Origin of the sequence: Pseudomonas baetica (assembly GCF_019733355.1) — a bacterium.
In the GTDB taxonomy this organism is placed as follows: domain Bacteria; phylum Pseudomonadota; class Gammaproteobacteria; order Pseudomonadales; family Pseudomonadaceae; genus Aquipseudomonas; species Aquipseudomonas baetica_A.
The window spans coordinates 43973-62226 of sequence record NZ_JAIHLQ010000010.1; the positions used below are offsets into that span (position 1 = coordinate 43973).

At 60.1% G+C, this 18254-nt stretch carries 18 protein-coding genes and 2 pseudogenes; 7 read left to right on the plus strand and 13 right to left on the minus strand.

All coding sequences use genetic code 11. From position 1 onward, the window contains the following. Nucleotides 1–145: 145 nt before the first annotated feature. The 4 genes and pseudogenes from K5E40_RS11410 to K5E40_RS11425 all read left to right on the plus strand — a co-directional run bounded on the left by K5E40_RS11410 (nucleotide 146) and on the right by K5E40_RS11425 (nucleotide 3309). Nucleotides 146–1548 (plus strand): annotated as a pseudogene (locus K5E40_RS11410) (COG3014 family protein). A gap of 15 nt (nucleotides 1549–1563) precedes the next feature. Further along, entirely contained in the window at nucleotides 1564–1938 is a 375-nt protein-coding gene (locus tag K5E40_RS11415) for a YcfL family protein (protein ID WP_221730817.1), read from the plus strand. A 36-nt stretch (nucleotides 1939–1974) separates the two neighbouring features. Next, nucleotides 1975–2562 carry a penicillin-binding protein activator LpoB gene (gene lpoB, locus K5E40_RS11420; RefSeq protein WP_039757415.1) on the plus strand — a complete coding sequence of 196 codons (588 nt, stop codon included), beginning with the start codon at nucleotides 1975–1977 and terminating at the stop codon, nucleotides 2560–2562. A 3-nt stretch (nucleotides 2563–2565) separates the two neighbouring features. Then, on the plus strand, nucleotides 2566–3309 hold the full coding sequence (locus tag K5E40_RS11425; RefSeq protein ID WP_221730818.1) for a penicillin-binding protein activator LpoB: 744 nt from the start codon (nucleotides 2566–2568) through the stop codon (nucleotides 3307–3309). A gap of 62 nt (nucleotides 3310–3371) precedes the next feature. On the opposite strand, the gene K5E40_RS11430 is transcribed toward K5E40_RS11425, so the two are convergent. From K5E40_RS11430 to K5E40_RS11440, 3 genes are all read right to left on the minus strand, one after another. After that, nucleotides 3372–4004 carry a LysE family transporter gene (locus K5E40_RS11430; RefSeq protein WP_221730819.1) on the minus strand — a complete coding sequence of 211 codons (633 nt, stop codon included), beginning with the start codon at nucleotides 4002–4004 and terminating at the stop codon, nucleotides 3372–3374. A 194-nt stretch (nucleotides 4005–4198) separates the two neighbouring features. After that, nucleotides 4199–4780 carry a mechanosensitive ion channel family protein gene (locus K5E40_RS11435; protein ID WP_221730820.1) on the minus strand — a complete coding sequence of 194 codons (582 nt, stop codon included), beginning with the start codon at nucleotides 4778–4780 and terminating at the stop codon, nucleotides 4199–4201. After that, a complete protein-coding gene (locus tag K5E40_RS11440) occupies nucleotides 4780–6690 on the minus strand; it encodes an ATP-binding cassette domain-containing protein (protein ID WP_221730821.1) in 1911 nt (636 codons plus the stop codon). The genes K5E40_RS11435 and K5E40_RS11440 overlap by 1 nt, the downstream gene beginning before the upstream one ends. Before the next feature lie 50 nt (nucleotides 6691–6740). On the opposite strand from K5E40_RS11440, the gene K5E40_RS11445 reads away from it, so the two are divergent. Further along, entirely contained in the window at nucleotides 6741–7205 is a 465-nt protein-coding gene (locus K5E40_RS11445) for a TIGR02444 family protein (RefSeq protein WP_221730822.1), read from the plus strand. On the opposite strand, the gene K5E40_RS11450 is transcribed toward K5E40_RS11445, so the two are convergent. After that, a complete protein-coding gene (locus K5E40_RS11450; RefSeq protein WP_221730823.1) occupies nucleotides 7202–8302 on the minus strand; it encodes an AlgP family protein in 1101 nt (366 codons plus the stop codon). The genes K5E40_RS11445 and K5E40_RS11450 overlap by 4 nt on opposite strands. Before the next feature lie 192 nt (nucleotides 8303–8494). On the opposite strand from K5E40_RS11450, the gene K5E40_RS11455 reads away from it, so the two are divergent. Next, nucleotides 8495–9160 carry an FKBP-type peptidyl-prolyl cis-trans isomerase gene (locus tag K5E40_RS11455; RefSeq protein WP_221730824.1) on the plus strand — a complete coding sequence of 222 codons (666 nt, stop codon included), beginning with the start codon at nucleotides 8495–8497 and terminating at the stop codon, nucleotides 9158–9160. Nucleotides 9161–9216: 56 nt separating this feature from the next. On the opposite strand, the gene rsd is transcribed toward K5E40_RS11455, so the two are convergent. From rsd to K5E40_RS35600, 8 genes and pseudogenes are all read right to left on the minus strand, one after another. Then, a complete protein-coding gene (rsd, locus tag K5E40_RS11460) occupies nucleotides 9217–9675 on the minus strand; it encodes a sigma D regulator (protein WP_221730825.1) in 459 nt (152 codons plus the stop codon). Nucleotides 9676–9858: 183 nt separating this feature from the next. Further along, nucleotides 9859–10410 (minus strand): disulfide bond formation protein B, encoded by a 552-nt coding sequence (locus K5E40_RS11465; RefSeq protein WP_221730826.1) that lies wholly within the window; start codon nucleotides 10408–10410, stop codon nucleotides 9859–9861. Between the two features lie 218 nt (nucleotides 10411–10628). Further along, complete coding sequence (locus tag K5E40_RS11470) at nucleotides 10629–11867, minus strand: heme biosynthesis protein HemY (protein ID WP_221730827.1); 1239 nt, start codon at nucleotides 11865–11867, stop codon at nucleotides 10629–10631. Next, nucleotides 11864–13006: a uroporphyrinogen-III C-methyltransferase gene (locus K5E40_RS11475; protein ID WP_221730828.1), complete on the minus strand. Its 1143-nt coding sequence runs from the start codon at nucleotides 13004–13006 to the stop codon at nucleotides 11864–11866. The genes K5E40_RS11470 and K5E40_RS11475 overlap by 4 nt, the downstream gene beginning before the upstream one ends. A gap of 16 nt (nucleotides 13007–13022) precedes the next feature. Continuing rightward, nucleotides 13023–13790, minus strand: a complete 768-nt coding sequence (locus tag K5E40_RS11480) for a uroporphyrinogen-III synthase (RefSeq protein ID WP_221730829.1) — start codon at nucleotides 13788–13790, stop codon at nucleotides 13023–13025. After that, nucleotides 13787–14728, minus strand: a complete 942-nt coding sequence (gene hemC / locus K5E40_RS11485) for a hydroxymethylbilane synthase (protein ID WP_221730830.1) — start codon at nucleotides 14726–14728, stop codon at nucleotides 13787–13789. Before hemC ends, K5E40_RS11480 begins: the two co-directional genes overlap by 4 nt. A 138-nt stretch (nucleotides 14729–14866) precedes the next feature. After that, on the minus strand, nucleotides 14867–15613 hold the full coding sequence (locus tag K5E40_RS11490) for a LytTR family DNA-binding domain-containing protein (RefSeq protein ID WP_221730831.1): 747 nt from the start codon (nucleotides 15611–15613) through the stop codon (nucleotides 14867–14869). Continuing rightward, nucleotides 15610–15750: pseudogene (locus K5E40_RS35600) on the minus strand (sensor histidine kinase); the annotation flags it as partial. The gene K5E40_RS11490 and the pseudogene K5E40_RS35600, both read right to left, overlap by 4 nt. A gap of 334 nt (nucleotides 15751–16084) precedes the next feature. Here K5E40_RS35600 and argH point away from each other — a divergent pair. Continuing rightward, nucleotides 16085–17479: an argininosuccinate lyase gene (gene argH, locus K5E40_RS11495; protein WP_007911110.1), complete on the plus strand. Its 1395-nt coding sequence runs from the start codon at nucleotides 16085–16087 to the stop codon at nucleotides 17477–17479. A 114-nt stretch (nucleotides 17480–17593) separates the two neighbouring features. On the opposite strand, the gene K5E40_RS11500 is transcribed toward argH, so the two are convergent. Beyond that, entirely contained in the window at nucleotides 17594–18253 is a 660-nt protein-coding gene (locus K5E40_RS11500) for a glutathione S-transferase family protein (RefSeq protein ID WP_221730832.1), read from the minus strand. Nucleotide 18254 lies beyond the last annotated feature (1 nt).

Below are 18254 nucleotides of genomic sequence, written 5' to 3' on the forward strand. Positions count from 1 at the left end.
TAATGCCGCGCCCGCGCTATCGCGATGCGGCATTAAAGCTCCTCTGGTTATGAGGAATTGGCAGGAGGCCAACGCCACTGTCGATGGGTCACACCAGCCCGACCAGCATCCGCGGCTGTAGTTACTCCAGGGAAGAAGTACCCCCATGGCATTCCGCGCCCCTACTCTGATCGCGCTCAGCGCTATCACTCTGCTGTCCGGCTGTCCGGCTGTTCGGCGTTTCGCAACTACGACTCCGAACTGGCCCAGACCAACCAGCAACTAGCTTCCGGCAACGTCGATGCCGCGCTGACCCTGCTGGAAAAGAACAACGCCGGCCCAGACAAAGACCTGCTCTATTACTTCGAAAAAGGTGAATTGCTGCGCGCCAAGGGCGACCTGTCCGGCAGCCAGAATGCCTGGACCAGCGCCGACCAGGTGGTTGGTCAGTGGGAAGACTCGGTCAAGCTCGACACGGGCAAGTATCTGGCCCAGTTCGGCAGTTTCATCGTCAACGACAAAGCGCGCCGCTACGAAGGCTACGACTACGAAAAAGTCATGCTGACCACGCAGATGGCCCTGAACCTGCTGGCGGTCAATGACTTCGACGGTGCACGCACTGCAATCAAGAGGACCCACGAACGTGAAGCGGTGATCGCCGACCTGCGTGACAAGGAATACCTCAAGAGCGAGGAAGAGGCCGAGAAAGAAGGCATCAAGACTCAGTACAAAGACCTGCAAGGCTACCCGGTCGCCAGCCTCGACGCGCCGGAAGTGGTCAGCCTGAAGAACAGCTACCAGAGTGCGTTCAGCCATTACCTGGCCGGTTTCGTCTACGAAGCCTTGGGTGAAAAAGACCTGGCTGCGCCGGGCTACCGCAAAGCGGCCGAACTGCGCCCGAACACGCCGCTGCTGGAGCAGGCGCTGGTCAACCTCGACAAGCCGACCAAGAGCGATGACAGTGACATCCTGATCGTGGTGCAAAGTGGTCTGGCGCCATCGCGCGACTCCATCCGCGTGCCGCTGCCTCTGCCGATCTCCAACAACGTGGTGATCACGCCACTGTCGTTCCCGATCATCAAACCTGACACCTCCACCGCGCCGTTCGCACAGATCGGTGTCGACGGCCAGCAGGTCAACCTGACGGCTCTCAACAGCACCACCGCAATGTCCCGCCGTGCTCTGCGCGATGACATGCCGGGGATCATCCTGCGCACCACCGTGCGTGCGATCACCAAAGGTGTGGCGCAGAAGAAAATCAACGAAACCAATCCGCTGGCCGGTCTGGCCGTCGGTATCTCTTCAGCGGTGCTCGAAGGTGCCGATACCCGTACGTGGCGCACCTTGCCGGACAACACCCAAGTGGTGCGTCTGCGCTTGAAGAAAGGTGAACACCAAGTCACCCTGCCGAGTGCCGTAGGCGGTTCAGTGGTCAAGGTCACTGTTGATCAACGTTATCAGGTGATCAGCCTGCGCGCCGTGGGCAATCAGGTGTTCGCTGGCGGTCTCGCCGCCCACGTGATCCCGAGCGCCGGCGCGACCAACGTCGCCAGCATCAAACAACCTTAAGAACGGAGTCTTTGCATGCACTTCAAACTCATCGCCGTCGCCGCCCTCGCCTTGTTGGCCAGCGGCTGCGCTACCCCGCCACCACCGGAGCCGGGCAGCGCCGCGAGCAAGGTCGTGGCCATGGGCCCGCAGAAACACATCGTCGTCGGCGCCATGCGCGTCGCGCGCGAAAACGGCTTCATGACCGTCAACGTGCAGTTGAGCAACACCCTCAACAGCAACAAGACGTTCTACTACCGCTTCGCCTGGCTCGGCCCGGAAGGTTTCCCGATTGCCGAGGAAGAAGTCTGGAAAAGCCAGATGATGTACGGCGCGCAGACCAGCTTCATCCAGGGCATCGCCCCGACCCCGAAAGCCGTGGACTTCCGTCTGGAACTCAAGACGCCTTAAGCCCGACCCACTATTCCTGTTTTAGAGAGCATTCCCATGTTTGCACGCTTTTCCTGCATCGCCGTCATCGCCCTGCTGGCCTCCGGTTGCGCCAATACTTCGCCGACCCTGGGCAGCAAGAACATCAGCTACGGCGACACCAAAGCGGTTGAAACCGTGACCAACGAATTCGGTTCGACCGACCTGCAAATGATCGCCGAGTCGATGACCCGCTCCCTGGCCCAGTCCGGCATTCTGCAGGGCCGTCCGGTGGTTCAGGTCTACGACGTGAAGAACAAGACCAGCGAGTACATCGACACCCGCGAAATCACCACCAGCATCAAGACCCAACTGATGAAGACTGGCGTTGCGCGCTTCGCCAGCGACAACAATGCGATGCAGAGCCAGGTTGACCAGCTCAAGCTGCAAAACCAGAGCGGCCTGTACAAGAAGAGCACCGTGGCCAAGACCGGTAACATGATCGCCGCCAAGTACCGCATCGAAGGCTCGATCAGCTCGATCGTCAAGCGCAGCAGCGATTACAAGGACGTCTTCTACAAATTCAGCCTGCAATTGATCGACGTTGAAAGCGGTCTGGCCGAGTGGATGGACGAAAAAGAGATCCGCAAAACCACGGAGCGTTAATCGATGCGCACATGGATTGGCATGATGGCCCTGGCTTGCGCGTTCAGCGTGCAAGCGGCCCCGAAAGTCGCGGTGACGGATCTGGCGTACCAGGAACGTGTGGAGCAATACATCCACATCGTTTCGGCGCAGAGCAATTACCGCGAGGGTTACTACAGCTCCAGCGGTTCTTCGAACTACAACGAGCTCGAAGCGACCACCAGCTACATCGAACAAACCGAACTGCGCAAATTCACTGGTGACATCAAAGGTGAAATCCTGCGCACCGGCATGTTCCAGTTGGTGCAAGGCACGCCGTACACCGCGTCGTCCAAGGGTGATATCTACGACGTGATCAAGCGGATCAAGGCCGGTAACTTCAAGGGCGCCGACTATGTTCTGTTCGGTACCGTATCGGACATCGACTTCACCCAGGACATGAACGAGCTGGCGCACACCGACAGCTATTCGGCCGTGCTGGGCCTGACCTTGGTGGCGGACTTCAGCCTGATCAACACCAAGACCTTTGAGATCACTTCGGCCTTCACGGCGATGGGTGAAGCGCAGGACACCAAACTGGTGAACCACCGCGACATCAAGATCTCGCTGAACCGCCCAAGGGTGGTGCGTGAGGTGTCGAAGGCGCTGGGTGAGGACGTGGCCGGGCAACTGAGCCAACAACTCGGCGGTGGCGGTTACGAGCAGCCGCGCGAGCCGCAGCCGCGCAACAATCTGCCGCGTGATACCGCGCCGGTGATTTTGCGCTAAAGCCTACGCCACAAATGAAAAAGGCGACCTCAAAAGGTCGCCTTTTTTATGCCTGCGGGGGTTTAAACCGCTGCTTTACGCAACGTCGCCATAAACGCCGCCGCACCGATGAACAGCCCGGCAAACGTGCGGTTCATGCGTTTCTGCTGTTTGGGCGTGCGCAGCAACCGCAGCACTTTCGACGCCAGACCGGTGTAGCCGGCCATGACGATCAGGTCGACGCAGATCATGGTCGCGCCGATCACCAGATACTGGATCAGCAGCGGTGCGTGGGGATTGATGAACTGCGGCAGCACCGCCAGCATGAAAATCAGTGCCTTGGGGTTGCTGATGTTCACTAGAAAACCACGGAACACCAGCGCCAGCGGCTTGCCGATCGGCCGCACCGCTGCGTCATCACTCATGTCCATGGGCAGCGCGCGCCATTGCTTGATCGCCAGATAAACCAGGTAGGCCACACCAAACCATTTGATCGCATGGAACGCCGTAGCCGAGGCGGTGAGGACTGCGCCGACACCGGCGCCGACAATCGCAATCTGCACCGCGAGGCCGATTTGCAGGCCAAGGGCATTCCAGTAACCGCGCCAGAAACCGTATTGCAGACCGCTGGACATCGACGCAATGGCGCCGGCGCCAGGGGACAGACTGATCACCCAGCAGGCAGCAAAAAACGCCAGCCATGTTTGTAGCTCCATCGCACACCTCGACTCATGCTCGTGACAAATGCCTAAGCTAATGCGGGTTTGAATGGATGACTACCGATTTTTTGCTGAATGTTGCCGGAGCTGCTGAGCGCCCCTTCGCGAGCAAGCCCGCTCCCACAGGGGAATGCATTCCAAATGTGGGAGCGGGCTTGCTCGCGAAGGCGTCAGAACATACGCCACGGAATTTACTTCTCGAAACCGCTGGAAGGAAACACATCACTGCCGCGCCAGCGCCGCACCGAGCGCTGGAAGAACAAGCTGTTCGGCACCTGCACCATCGCGCTCCCCGTGCCCAGTTCCTCAGCCTCGATCAGCGTGGTGTAAAGCAGATTGATCGCCACCACCCGGCCTTTGACGCCAGGCTTGTCGGTGGTGTCCACCAACTCGACCACATCACCGAGCCGAAACGGCCCGACGGTAAAGATCAGAATCGCGCAGAGCAGATTCGACAGCACACTCCACATTGCGAAGAACGCCACCGCCGCCACCGCGACGAATCCCGACAACGCCGTCCACAACACCGTCGCCGATACGCCAAGGCGCTCAAGCACGAAGATCAGCGCACTGCCCATGATCAGCCAGCGCAAGCCACCGCGCAGCGGCATCAGCAACTGCGGCGGAAACGGATAGCGCTCACCCAGACGGGTCAGGCATTTGGCGACAAAGCGCTGGGCGAGGTAGCCGACCAGCAGGATCAGCAGAATCTGCACGCCGAGCCAGATCGGCTCGACCCACATGGCCGGAAGCGACAGCCTGAACGCGTCCATCAGGACAGCGCCTCCAGCTCCGCCTGCATGCTTTCCAGCGTCTCCAAAGCTTCCATCCACGCCTCTTCCAGTTCGGCTTCGCGCACTTTCAGTTTGGCCTGCTCGGCCAGCAGATCACGCAACTCGTTCTTGCGTGCCGGTTCGTAGATGTCGCTGTCGCCGAGGCTGGCATCGACCTTGGCCAGTTTCTCGTGGAGCTTGCCCAGTTCGGCTTCAAGCTTGTCGGCTTCACGCTTGTGCGGTGCGAGTTGCTGACGCAATGCAGCAGCGGCCTGGCGCTGGGCCTTTTTGTCGGTCTTGTCCGGGTTGACTGGGTTGTTGCTGACCGGCGCGTTGCGCTGACGGTATTCCACCAGCCAACGGGCGTAGTCTTCGAGGTCGCCATCGAACTCTTCGACCTTGCCGTCGGCGACCAGATAGAAGTTATCAGTGGTGCTCTTGAGCAAATGCCGATCGTGAGACACCACCAGTACCGCGCCACTGAACTCCTGCAAAGCCATGGTCAGCGCCAGGCGCATTTCCAGGTCGAGGTGGTTGGTCGGTTCATCGAGCAGCAACAGGTTCGGCCGCTCCCAAGCGATCAACGCCAGGGCCAGACGGGCCTTTTCGCCACCGGAGAAATTCAGCACCGGCTCATCGAGCCGTGCACCGCGGAAGTCGAAACCGCCGAGGAAGTCGCGCAGGGTCTGCTCGCGCTCGGTTGGCGCCAGACGCTGCAAGTGCAGCAACGGGCTGGCCTTGGCATCCAGCGAGTCGAGCTGATGCTGGGCGAAATAGCCGACCACGGTGTTCTCGCCACGCGTCAGGCGACCGGCCAGCGGTTGCAGCTCACCGGCGAGGTTCTTGATCAGCGTCGATTTACCCGCACCGTTAGGGCCGAGCAGACCGATCCGCGCGCCGGGGGTCAGTTGCAGCTTGACCTTCTCCAGCACGGTTCGGTCGCCGTAGCCCAGGTTCGCATCGGACAAATCAATCAGCGTGCTGGAGATCTTGGTCGACTCGCGGAACACGAAGTCGAACGGCGAATCGACGTGGGCCGCCGACAGTTCTTCCATGCGCTCCAGTGCCTTGATCCGGCTCTGTGCCTGACGGGCCTTGGTGGCCTGAGCCTTGAAACGGGCGATGTAGCTTTCCATGTGCGCACGTTGCGCCTGCTGCTTCTCGTAGGCCTGTTGCTGCTGGGCCAGACGCTCGGCACGGGCACGTTCGAACGCGGTGTAGCCGCCACGGTAGAGGGTGATTTTGCGCTGATCGACGTGGGCCACATGGTCGACGACTTCATCGAGGAAATCGCGGTCGTGGGAAATCAGCAGCAAGGTGCCCGGGTAACTTTTCAGCCACTCTTCGAGCCAGATGATGGCATCGAGGTCCAAGTGGTTGGTCGGTTCGTCGAGCAGCAGCAAATCCGACGGACACATCAAAGCCTGCGCCAGATTCAGACGCATCCGCCAGCCACCGGAGAAATCTCCTACCTGGCGATCCATCTGTTCGTTGGTAAATCCCAGGCCAGCCAGCAGCTTGCGGGCTCGGGCGTCGGCGGTGTAGCCATTAGCGCTGTCGAGCTCGGCGTGCAGGCGGGCCAGCGCCACGCCATCATGGGCCGCTTCGGCTGCGGTAAGGTCACGCTGCACTTCGCGTAGACGCAGGTCGCCATCGAGCACATAGTCGACCGCCAGGCGTTCAAGCGTGTCGACCTCCTGACGCATGTGCGCGATCCGCCAGTCGGCCGGCAGCAGGCAATCGCCCGAATCCGGGTGCAACTCGCCGCGCAGCAAGGCGAACAGGCTGGATTTGCCGGCGCCGTTGGCGCCGATGAGGCCGGCTTTGTGGCCGGCGTGCAGGGTCAGCTCGGCGTCTTCTAGCAGACGTTGCGGGCCACGCTGTAAAGTCAGGTTCTGAAGTCGGATCATAATGGCGGCGGAGTCTACCAGCTTCGCTCACAACTGGCGCGAGTAGCACGATGTCCTCTGACCTGTGGAGCTTTTCCCTTGCCACCTACGCCCGCCCGGGCGTGGAAAACGCCTGCCTGCACATGCAAGCGGCGGGCACCAATGTCTGCTTGCTGCTTTGCGGCCTATGGCTGGAACAACGCGGGGTGACCTGCAGTGAGCAACGCGTGCGGCAACTGCAAATGCTGGTGGAACCTTGGGACGTGGAGGTGGTGCAGCCACTGCGTGCATTGCGCACTCAATGGAAAAGCCTGGCGAAGGAAGATCCGGTGCTCAAGGGGCTGCGCGATCAAATGAAGTCGCTGGAGCTGGAAGCCGAACGGCATCTGCTGTGGCAGTTGGAGCAGGCGGCGCAGAATTGGCCGTTGCATGACGCCCCAGGGTCGGGGGCATGGCTGGAGAGCTTGGCGACAACAGCCGCCAACCTGAACCGCGACGCGCTGCAAAGGCTGCGCGTCGCGGCAGCCGGCACTTAGGAAGCGCTGGTCGGGTTGTTGGTGCTGCTCGACGCAGCGGCTGGCGCTGGTGCAGTCGTGGTAGTCGAAGCACTGGCGGCCGACGAGGCCGGGGCTGCCGGTGCAGCAGGCTTGGCAGCCGGAGCGGTTGCCGGTTTTACAGCGGCTGGTTTGGCAGCAACTGGTTTTTTCACGGCAGGCTTGGCGGCCGATTTGGCTGCTGGCTTGACGGCAGCAGTAGCCGGTTTGGCGGCGGGTTTAACTGCTGGTTTTGCAGCTGGCTTGGCGGCGGGTTTCGCCGCAGCTTTGGCGGCGACCGGTTTAGCGGCAGTCCTGGCAGCCGGTTTAGCAGCGGTTTTTACCGCCGCTTTGGCAGCCGGTTTAGCGGTTGATTTTGCCGCTGTGGATTTAGCTGGAGCAGCTTTGGCAGCGGCTGGTTTTACAGCGGCTTTTGTAGCAGCCGTTTTGGCCGCAACTGGTTTTGCAGCAGTCGGTTTTGCAGCAGTAGTTTTAGCCGCCGTTTTTGCAGCGCTTGCCGCAGCCGGTTTTTTCGCCGCAGGCTTCGCAGCCGTTTTCACAGGTGCTTTTGCAGGTGCTTTTGCAACTGGCTTAGCTACCGGCTTTGCAGCGGGTTTGGCAGCAGCCGTTTTCGCCGGTGCTTTGGCAGCAGCAGGTTTGGCTGCTGCTTTCTTCGCAGGTGCTGCAGCAGGCTTCGCGTCACGGGATGACAGAACCTTGCTCACTGCTTCTTGCACACGGCCAACACCCTGGGCCAATTTCAGGCTTTCCTGAGCATCGCGCTTGAGTTGCAGAATGTAGTTGCGAGTGTCGGACTGACGTTCTTTCAGAGCATCGAGCAGTTCTTCGAGCTCTTTCACTGCGCCTTTGGCTTTGGTCTGTGCCTTGGCTTTACCGGCGGCGGCGGCGTCCTGCAATTTGGTGCGCGACTTGTGCAGTTTTTCTTGCGCCTTGCCGCGTTGCTTTTCCAGTTTGGCGAGCAGTTTTTCAGCATCAGCCAAGGCTTGGGAGCAAGCGTTTTCCAGATGCTCGAGCAAGCTGCCCGAGAGTTGTTGGAGTAAGTGCAACGGAGTGTTTACAGGCTTCTTGGTGGCCGACATGGTTTACCTCCTGGCTGACGTGAGTGCGGCTCATACTAGACCTCTGCTGCTACCGCCGCTAGGTCATCTTGACAGTAAGGAAAGCGCTGCGTTGCACCGAAGTGAAAATGTTCTGCATTAAGTCAAAAGCAGTTCACCGTTGCAGACGTTCGCGCTGGCATAATCCACCGCATCTCAGGTCGGAGAGTGCCTATGTCGCGCTACCTTTTTTTATCCCTCTGCATGATTTTTTCAGCGGCCCACGCCGACGAAAAAACCACCGCGAACGACGCTCATGATCTTGCCTACAGCCTCGGTGCCAGCCTGGGCGAACGCTTGCGCCAGGAAGTCCCGCAGTTGCAGATCCAGGCGCTGGTGGACGGCTTGCAACAGGCCTATCAAGGCAAGCCGCTGGCGCTGAGTGAAGCGCGGATCGAGCAGATTCTGGCCGATCATGAATCGCAGAATGCCGAGCACGCCGCGATGCCTACGAGCGACGCGGCGATGGAAAACGAGCAGCGCTTTCTGAGCGCCGAAAAAGCCAAACCGGGTGTGAAGGAACTCGCCGACGGCATCCTGCTCACCGAGCTTGCGCACGGCACCGGCGCCAAGGCCGGTCCCGATGGAAAAGTGCAGGTGTTGTATATCGGTCGTTTGCCAGACGGCACGGTGTTCGATCAGAACACTCAGCCGCAATGGTTCAACCTCGACAGCGTGATTGCCGGTTGGCGCACCGCTTTGCAAAACATGCCGGTGGGCTCCAAATGGCGACTGGTGATTCCATCGGATCAAGCGTATGGCGCCGATGGTGCAGGCGACTTGATCGCGCCATTCACACCACTGGTGTTTGAAGTCGAATTGCGCGGTGCGACGAGCTGATCAGGCATAAAAAAACGGTGCGCTTTGGGCGCACCGTTTTTTATTGAAAAAGCCAATCAGGCCTGAACCGGATCTTCTGTTTTGTGTGCGGTATGCAGCACTTCAATCAGGCAGTCTTCCAGCTCGAAGCGTTCGTGAAGCAGTCCACCGAGCTCCTTGAACTTCTCTGCAACGCATTTACCGTCATCGCAAAGATCGTTGAACGCGAGGAGTTTTTCAGTGATGACATCGATGCGCGGATAGATCGTTTCGGCGAGTTCAAGGCCGCGAGTGTCGCCAAATGCCTTGGCCTCACCGGTCAACTGTTCGTAGATTTCGAAGTGTCCAGCCGATACGTAGTCGACCAGCACGCCGCAGAATTCCTGCAAGGGCTTGCGATTCTCGGACAACGCCTGGGGCTCAGCGCCGAGCTTGTCGTAGGCGCCAATCAGCTCCTCACGCTCTTGCAACCAGCGGTCGATCAGCAGATGAACTCCACCCCAACGTTCCTGAGCATTCTGACAACTTTCGAGCATGGCGATCTCTCTTCCCTTGTGGGTCATGCTGCTCTACACCCGCGTCCCGCTTTTGGTTTTGACTTGGGGGACGGCCGGGCAGAGCGTCATCGAGCAACATAAATCCAATGACACGTGGGGGCCAGATTATGCCCGCACGCCTATGGCTTCAAGGTACGCAGGAGATAAAGTTCATACAAGTGTTTAATCCCTGATCAGCTTCCGGTGCGACGCTTCGCCGCCCGGCGGTCGTTGCAGAGCATTCCAGACCAGTCGCAACAATTGATAAACGGCAAGAATCGACACCGCTACAAAGAACAACAAACTCCACTCCGGGATACTCAGATCGAACAGCGTCCAGGAAATTTCGGCGCAATCGGCACCGCCGTTAAACATCTTTTGCAACGCGCAGATCCACGGCAAACCGTTGAACATCGTTTCCGGCGGCGGGGCACAATTGAGCATTTGCAGCACAGGATCACTTTGAATCAATACCTGCCGCCAGGCCGCTGTGGTGCCCCCCAGACTTGCGCCCAGCGCAAACAGCCAGTAAAGCCACAGACCGACACGTTTGGGACCGTGCACCGCCGCCAGACCACAAGAGGCGCACAGCAGCGTGAGGAACAGCCGCTGCACCAGGCATAGACTGCACGGCGTCAGGCCGACCGCGTATTCAAGATAATAGGAAGCTCCCAGAGCAAAGGCCCCCGCAGTGAAAGCCATGAAGAACAAGGAGCGTGAGCAGGCCAACGACATGGCTTTTCCGTAACAGTAGAGACAGACGGTTACGGTAGAGGAAAGCGTGTCAGCCTTTCAAGGCAACGCCCTGCCGACAGTTCACCAGATGTGTAGGGAAAACCCGACAGGTTCGAGAGGAATAGGTGCAATCCACTGTAGGACTTTGCCCCTGACGCGCCTTGAAGTTAAATTTTCGGTCGCCAAACGGGAACGAGGGAGCGACCTCCCTCGTGACTTCAGACGTGCGCCGGGACCGGAAGCGGCGCGGCCAGCAGGCGCTCGTCCAGTAGACCCAGTCCTTCCTGAAACAACTGATTGCTGCGATCAGTGTCGCCCAGTTGCGCGAGCAAGCGCGCCAGTTCCGCACAGGCTTCCGGATTGCGCTGCACACGCAGGCTGCTTTCCAGATAATCCCGCGCCTTCCCCCATAGACTGGTTTGCAGACACAGACGCCCCAACGTCAGGAGCAGACCTGGATCGTTCGGATGATCCTTGAGCCAGCCTTCAGCGGTTTGCAGTTGACGCGCCGGATCGCTGCCGCGAACCAGGCCATAAAGACGTGCCAGATGGCTGTCGTAATTGCGCTTTAGGGCCGTACGCAGTACTTCTTCTGCCTCCACCTGAGCACCTAGCTGACGCAATTGCTCGGCGTAAGCCAACACCAGCGGCGACTCCTGGCGCTGCGCCGAAGTCAGTTGCTGCCAGGCGCGATTGAGGGACTGCAGGCCAACGGAGCCGTCCTCTTCGCGCTGCGCGGCCAACGACAGATTCTCACCCCAGGCACGGCGTTCCAGTTCAGCCAGTTCAGCGCGTGGCAGGACTTTGTCCTTGCGCAGTTCAGGCAGCAATCGAATCACCGCGGACCATTCGCCGCGCTGTTGATACAGGCGCTGCAACTGGCGCAGCGTCTGCACATTGTGTGGATGACGCTCGTGCATCGCTTGCAATGTCACCAGCGCGCCATCGGTATCGCCGCGGTCGGTCTGCAACTGTGCATGACTCAGAGCAATCGCCAGCTCAGCTTGTGGCTGACGCTCCAGAGCGCGCTCCAGCAGACGATCACAATCCTCGTAATTGCCTTGTTCGTTGGCCGCGCGGGCAGCACCGAGATAGTAGAGCAGAGGCTGGCGTTCGGCTTCGGCGGCACGATACAAATGACGCTGAGCGCTGGCCCAGCGACCTTCTGCCAGATCCAGTTGGCCATGCTCGATTGCCACCTGTATCCGCCGGCTGCGGTTGCGCCGCGACCATGGATTGACCACGCCACTGGACGTCATGACCAGCTCGACCAACGCCTTGATGCCCCAGACCAGCAACCACAACACCGCGATCAGCGCCAACGTCGCCCACAGACTCGACTCGTAGCGGAAGGACTTGTAGGCCACCAGCACGTAACCGGAATGCTCAGCAATCGCCAGGCCCAATGCTGCCGTCGCGGCGATCACCAGAAACACGATCACATACAGACGTTTCATGGTGTGGCCTCCTGCGCGGTGTTGGCGGCAGGTTTGGCGAAGGGTTTCACCGATTCCTCGGCGTTGACATTACGCCGCTCCAGATAGGCTTGCACCGCACTCAGGGTGCCGGTCAGATCCGGGGTGTTGACCGTGACCGGTTCCTTGCTCAGCTCGGCAACCTGCTCAAGCATCACTTTGCTTTGCGGATTGTCCGGGTTGAAGTTGCCGTGCAACACGTCCCGCGCCTCGGTCAGCGCCTGGGTGTACACCGGCGCCTGACCATTGAGCGCCGCCCACTGCGCCTGTTCCAGCGCCAGGCTCAAAGCCAGGCGCACCTGGCTCAGACTCTGCCCGGCCAGCAGTGGCTTCACATTCTTGTCAGCGTTGAAATCAATACGAATGTAGCGAGAGACCTCATCCCACCACTGTGCCCAGCGACTGGCGCCGTCACCATCGGCCGTCAGACCGAGCAGCGACTCGCCGCGATCCTTGTACTCCGGCGCCAGTTCGGTAAGGCCGATAACCTGATCACGCAGCGCACCCAGACGCAGGAACAACCCGGTGCGATCCGGCTGCTCGGTGCTGCGCAATGCGACGAGGGTTTTCGCCACTTGCTCACGAGCAGCGAAAGAGCCGGGGTCGTTTTGCTCGCGAAGAATTTCGTCGGCGCCCTGCACCAGGGCTTGAGCGCTGCTGATGTCCTGCAACGCCGAAAGACGCAGGCTGGCCAGACGCAGCAGGTGTTCGGCCTCGGCCAGACGCCAATCCTTGCGACTGGCGCCAAGGACGGTTTCCAGACGTTGACTCAGTCGTTGCTGATCACCCTGAAGCTGAGCCACCAGACGCTGGCGATCAGCAAGTTCGTCGGCGCCCGGCAACTGCGCGAGACGCTCGCTCAGCCGCTGCTCGCTGAGCTTCAGGCTCTGCGCCTGATCATTCAACGTCTGGACCTGACCCGACTGCTGCTCAGTGTTGGTTTGCAGGTGACGCACCTGCCAGACACCCCAACCACCGATCGCGACACCGGCAGCACCGAGCAACAGGGCGACGATGGCCAGTCCATTGTCTCGGCGCGGCTCTTTGGCCGGCGGTGGAGTTTCAACCTGCTTTTCAAGCACAGGCTGGACGTCATCTTTAGGCAAGGCTGTTTCGCTCACGTATCCATCCTTTGCATTAGAAAACGGGCACGGGATGCTCCCGTAGCGCCGTCAGCAAAGCCGCGGCACTCGCGCCGCGACAATCCACAACTGTTTGGGCCCCGGCGGCAACTGCCAGCTCGGCGACCCTTGGGCTTGGAACAAACAACGGCAACCGCGCAATCGCAGGCCATGCATCACCGGCCATCCGGCGCAGATGCTCAAAACCCTGTCCACTGCTGACCACCAGCCCATTCAAGCGTTCCGCTTCGATACGCCACGACAACGCTTGCGGCGCATACGCTGGTAGATCGCGTCGATACAACTCCAAGTACTCGACACTAGCACCAAGCTCGCGCAAGCGCTCGGCGAGCAGCTCGCGGCCGCCCTCACCACGCAGGATCAAAACCTGCGAACCGGGCCGGGCCACAGCTTCACCCAGACGCGGCAATTGCAGCAAGGCTTCGCTGTCATCGCCTTCTGCCGGGAAGCTCACATCGAGGCCGTGATCCTTGAGAATCTGCGCAGTCGCCGCACCGACGCTAAACCACGGCATCGCCAGAGACTGCATGCCATGGGCCTTGAGCAGATCCACTGCAATTCGTGCCGCCGGTTTGCTCACCACGATCACCGCGCTGCAACCGGGCAGCCGCGTAATCGCCTGACGTATTTTGTCAGAGACCGGCAGGGGTGCAATTTCCAAAAGCGGCAGGCAATTGCTGAAAACCCCCTGCGCGGCCAACGTCTCGGCGAGCGCCGCACAGTCATCGGCAGGGCGCGTCAGCAGCAGGCGCCAACCAGTCACTCGTGACCTGCCTCGCCGTACACCGCTTTGAGAATGTCAGCGGCACCCTGGCTGAGCAGGTCTTCAGCGACCCGCACACCCAAGGCTTCGGCATCCGCGCGCGGCGCCCGGGCTTCGGCGCTGAGCAGCTTGCCGCCGCTCGGTTCGCCCACCAGACCACGCAACCACAATTGCTCACCTTCGAGCACGGCGTAGCAGGCGATCGGCACTTGGCAGCCGCCATTCAAATGTTTGTTGAGTGCGCGTTCGGCCGTGACACGCGAAGTGGTATCGGCGTGATGCAGTGGCGCCAGCAAAGCGTGAATTTCAGTATCGGCGCTGCGGCACTCGATGCCAACCGCGCCTTGGCCACCGGCCGGCAGGCTGTCATCGACACTGATGGCCGACGTGATGCGGTCTTCGAAACCGAGTCGAATCAGCCCGGCCGCCGCGAGGATGATCGCGTCATACTCGCCGGCATCGAGCTTGGCCAGACGAGTGTTGACGTTGCCGCGCAGGAAACGGATTTCCAGATCCGGGCGGCGGGTCAGCAACTGCGCCTGACGACGCAGACTGGAAGTGCCGACGATGCTACCGGCTGGCAAGGCATCAAGACTGGCATAGGTATTGGAAACGAAAGCGTCGCGCGGATCTTCACGCTCGCAGATACAGAACAGTCCCAGACCTTCAGGAAAGTCCATCGGCACGTCTTTCATCGAATGGACGGCGATGTCGGCTTCGTTTTCCAGCAGCGCGGTTTCCAGTTCCTTGACGAACAGGCCCTTGCCGCCGATCTTCGACAGCGGCGAGTCGAGCAGCTTGTCGCCGCGACTGACCATGGGCACCAGCGTCACCAGCAGACCCGGATGGGCCGCTTCCAGACGGGCTTTGACGTATTCGGCCTGCCAAAGGGCCAGTGCACTTTTTCGGGTGGCGATGCGGATTTCGCGAGAAGACATGGATCAATCCGTACTGAATAGATACGGCGGATAATAACAGCTCAGTCAAATCCACTTTGACTTGAATCAGAAACGGCGCGGCCTCCCTGGCCTGCGATGCCCGGTAAAGAGAAATGTGAACCACCCGGAAAGGCCAGGTTACAGGCCCTGCATCATTTTGCGCACACCCGCCACATGCCGGCGGCTGACAATCAGCGCGTCGCCATTGAGCCCTTTCAGAAAGAGCTGAAAATGCCCCAGCGGCGTGCGTTGCAGACGTTCTATTCGGTCACGGGCAACCAATGCGTTACGGTGGATGCGCACAAAGCGTTCACCGAATTCGTCTTCAAGGGCTTTGAGCGGTTCGTCCAGCAGCACTTCGCCAGACTCGTGGCGCAAGGTCACGTATTTGTGGTCGGCGATGAAATAGACCACCTGATCCAGCGGGATCAGTTCGATGCCTTTGCGGGTGCGAGCGCTGATGTGACTGCGCGGGCCGTTGCCACTTTCGGCTGCGGGACGGGTCAGGGCCGAGAGTTGCGCCCGGTTGGGACGTTCTGCCCGTTTCAGGGCGTCATGCAAGTGTTCGGTTCGCACAGGTTTCACCACATAGCCCACGGCGCTGGCCTGCAGGGCTTCCACGGCAAATTCATCGGGACTGGTGCAAAACACCACGGCCGGCGGCGTTTCTCGTTCGCACAAACGGGCAGCGACCTGCAGGCCGTCCAGGCCCGGCATGCGGATATCGATCAGCACGATATCCGGTTTGTGGCTGTCGATCAGTGCCAACGCCTCTTCGCCATTCGTGGCGCTGGGCTCCAGGACTGTATAACCCTCAAGCTCGCTCACCATTCGGCTGAGGCGCTCGCGAGCCAGTGGTTCGTCATCAACGATCAGGACATTCATATTGCGCTGGATTCCTGCGTGAGTCTCGCACAAGGATAGCGTAGACAGGTGGAGTGACGTCCGTCACCGCGATCCACGCTAAGACTAGTCCGAGCACCAAAAAGTGCCGTACGTCGGCCAGCAATATTTGCCAGTGTCCGGGTCGTACTGCTCAAAGCCCGCTGTTTCCCGCGTTTTTCACGCCGTTTGTCCAAGGACAATACACCCACCCCTCTTCTTATTAGTCGGCGGCCAGACCCTTTCGCGATCTGCACTCGCGCCGACCCTTATGTCCAACTGTAGACGCTCGTCGGGCCGATATTGCTCAATCGGAAAATATCCTTGCGCAAATCCCCCGGCGACCGCGTCGACTATGGACGAGCAGATGAGAAAAAAACGTATCGACCAGTGTCAGCGACAGCAATGGCAACCCTGTTATTATCCGCGACAGCGTTTCACGCCTTTTTTCTTCAAGCCGATACGAGCGAATTCATGAGCACTGACAAGACCAATCAGTCCTGGGGCGGCCGCTTCAGTGAACCCGTCGACGCCTTCGTCGCCCGCTTCACCGCCTCCGTCACTTTCGACCAGCGCCTGTATCGCCACGACATCATGGGTTCGATCGCCCACGCCACCATGCTGGCCAAGGTCGGTGTGCTGACAGATGCCGAGCGCGACAGCATCATCGACGGCCTGAAGACCATTCAGGGCGAAATCGAAGCCGGCCAGTTCGACTGGCGCATCGACCTCGAAGACGTGCACATGAACATCGAAGCACGCCTGACCGACCGCATTGGCGTCACCGGCAAAAAACTGCACACCGGGCGCAGCCGCAACGACCAGGTCGCCACCGACATCCGCCTGTGGCTGCGTGACGAGATCGACCTGATCCTCGCCGAAATCACGCGTCTGCAAAAAGGCCTGCTGGAGCAAGCCGAGCGCGAAGCCGCGAGCATCATGCCGGGCTTCACCCATTTGCAGACCGCACAGCCAGTGACCTTCGGGCACCACATGCTGGCCTGGTTCGAAATGCTCAGCCGCGACTACGAACGTCTGGTCGACTGCCGCAAGCGCACCAACCGCATGCCCCTGGGCAGCGCCGCACTCGCTGGCACCACCTACCCGATCGATCGCGAATACACCGCGCAACTGTTGGGCTTCGACGCCGTGGGCGGCAACTCGCTGGACAACGTATCCGATCGTGATTTCGCCATCGAATTCTGTTCGGCCGCGAGCATCGCGATGATGCACCTGTCGCGTTTCTCCGAAGAGCTGGTGCTGTGGACCAGCGCGCAATTCCAGTTCATCGATTTGCCGGATCGTTTCTGCACCGGCAGTTCGATCATGCCGCAAAAGAAAAACCCCGACGTGCCAGAGTTGGTGCGCGGCAAGACTGGCCGTGTGTTCGGTGCGCTGATGGGCTTGCTGACCTTGATGAAAGGCCAACCACTGGCCTACAACAAGGACAATCAGGAAGACAAAGAGCCGCTGTTCGACGCCGCCGACACGCTGCGAGATTCGCTGCGTGCGTTCGCCGACATGATCCCGGCGATCAAGCCGAAACACGCGATCATGCGTGAAGCGGCGCTGCGCGGTTTCTCCACCGCGACCGACCTGGCCGACTACCTCGTACGCCGTGGCCTGCCGTTCCGTGATTGCCACGAAATCGTCGGCCACGCCGTGAAGTACGGCGTCGACACCGGCAAGGATCTGGCCGAGATGAGCCTGGAAGAACTGCGTCAGTTCAGCGATCAGATCGAGCAGGACGTGTTTGCCGTGCTGACCCTGGAAGGCTCGGTGAATGCCCGTGACCACATCGGCGGCACTGCGCCAGCGCAGGTCAAGGCAGCGGTTGTACGCGGACAGGCACTGATCGCCAGCCGCTAAAAAGCCAAAAGCTTCGCGAGCAAGCCCGCTCCCACAAGGAACTTATGGTGTTCACCAAAGTGTCTGTGCGGGAGCGGGCTTGCTCGCGAAAGTGACTTTAAAACGCTACAAACCCTACTTCTTAGCAGCGATCATCGCCAAAAACGTCGGCATGGCGGCTTCTTTGTCGGCCGCAATCTTCTGTACATGCGGATTCTGCTCAAGCCGCTCCAGTAGCGCTTTCGCCTGCGGCATCTCTGCCAGCAAATCAATACCGAACAACTTCTGCCCTACTGCGCAGGCCAACGGCACGCTGTAGAGGAAGTACAGATCCGCGATGCTCAGGCTGTCGCCGGCCACATACGGGGCGAATTTGCCGTGTCGGCCCAGCGCCGCAAAACCCAGCAGCAACTCGGTCCTGGTCTTTTCCTTGATAGCCTCCGGCAGCGTCATGCCAAAGAAGGCTTCGCCATAACAGGCGCGTCCCGGCAGTTCGATGTACAGCTCGATTTCCTTGGCAATCGCTAGCACCTGCGCGCGCTCGAACGGAGCGCTCGGCAGCAGCGGCGTGCCTTTGTGCGTCTGTTCGAGGTATTCGAGAATGATCGCTGTTTCATTGATAAACCCTCCGTCGACGCCCAGCACCGGCACTTTGCCGCGCGGGCTGATCGCCAGCGAGTCCGGGGTCTGCGCGGGGTAAAACGTGACCTCTTCGAACGGCAGGCCTTTTTCCATCAACGCCAGCTTGACCATGTTGTAGTAGTTGCTGACAGAGAATCCATAGAGCTTGAACATC

Excerpts from the sequence above, each read along its gene's own strand:
- K5E40_RS11415 (WP_221730817.1), top strand. The coding sequence starts at position 1,564 with ATGCACTTCAAACTCATCGCCGTCGCCGCCCTCGCCTTGTTGGCCAGC.
- lpoB (WP_039757415.1), top strand. The coding sequence starts at position 1,975 with ATGTTTGCACGCTTTTCCTGCATCGCCGTCATCGCCCTGCTGGCCTCC.
- K5E40_RS11425 (WP_221730818.1), top strand. The coding sequence starts at position 2,566 with ATGCGCACATGGATTGGCATGATGGCCCTGGCTTGCGCGTTCAGCGTG.
- K5E40_RS11430 (WP_221730819.1), bottom strand. The coding sequence starts at position 4,004 with ATGGAGCTACAAACATGGCTGGCGTTTTTTGCTGCCTGCTGGGTGATC.
- K5E40_RS11435 (WP_221730820.1), bottom strand. The coding sequence starts at position 4,780 with ATGGACGCGTTCAGGCTGTCGCTTCCGGCCATGTGGGTCGAGCCGATC.
- K5E40_RS11440 (WP_221730821.1), bottom strand. The coding sequence starts at position 6,690 with ATGATCCGACTTCAGAACCTGACTTTACAGCGTGGCCCGCAACGTCTG.
- K5E40_RS11445 (WP_221730822.1), top strand. The coding sequence starts at position 6,741 with ATGTCCTCTGACCTGTGGAGCTTTTCCCTTGCCACCTACGCCCGCCCG.
- K5E40_RS11450 (WP_221730823.1), bottom strand. The coding sequence starts at position 8,302 with ATGTCGGCCACCAAGAAGCCTGTAAACACTCCGTTGCACTTACTCCAA.
- K5E40_RS11455 (WP_221730824.1), top strand. The coding sequence starts at position 8,495 with ATGTCGCGCTACCTTTTTTTATCCCTCTGCATGATTTTTTCAGCGGCC.
- rsd (WP_221730825.1), bottom strand. The coding sequence starts at position 9,675 with ATGCTCGAAAGTTGTCAGAATGCTCAGGAACGTTGGGGTGGAGTTCAT.
- K5E40_RS11465 (WP_221730826.1), bottom strand. The coding sequence starts at position 10,410 with ATGTCGTTGGCCTGCTCACGCTCCTTGTTCTTCATGGCTTTCACTGCG.
- K5E40_RS11470 (WP_221730827.1), bottom strand. The coding sequence starts at position 11,867 with ATGAAACGTCTGTATGTGATCGTGTTTCTGGTGATCGCCGCGACGGCA.
- hemC (WP_221730830.1), bottom strand. The coding sequence starts at position 14,728 with ATGTCTTCTCGCGAAATCCGCATCGCCACCCGAAAAAGTGCACTGGCC.
- K5E40_RS11490 (WP_221730831.1), bottom strand. The coding sequence starts at position 15,613 with ATGAATGTCCTGATCGTTGATGACGAACCACTGGCTCGCGAGCGCCTC.
- argH (WP_007911110.1), top strand. The coding sequence starts at position 16,085 with ATGAGCACTGACAAGACCAATCAGTCCTGGGGCGGCCGCTTCAGTGAA.
- K5E40_RS11500 (WP_221730832.1), bottom strand. The coding sequence starts at position 18,253 with ATGTTCAAGCTCTATGGATTCTCTGTCAGCAACTACTACAACATGGTC.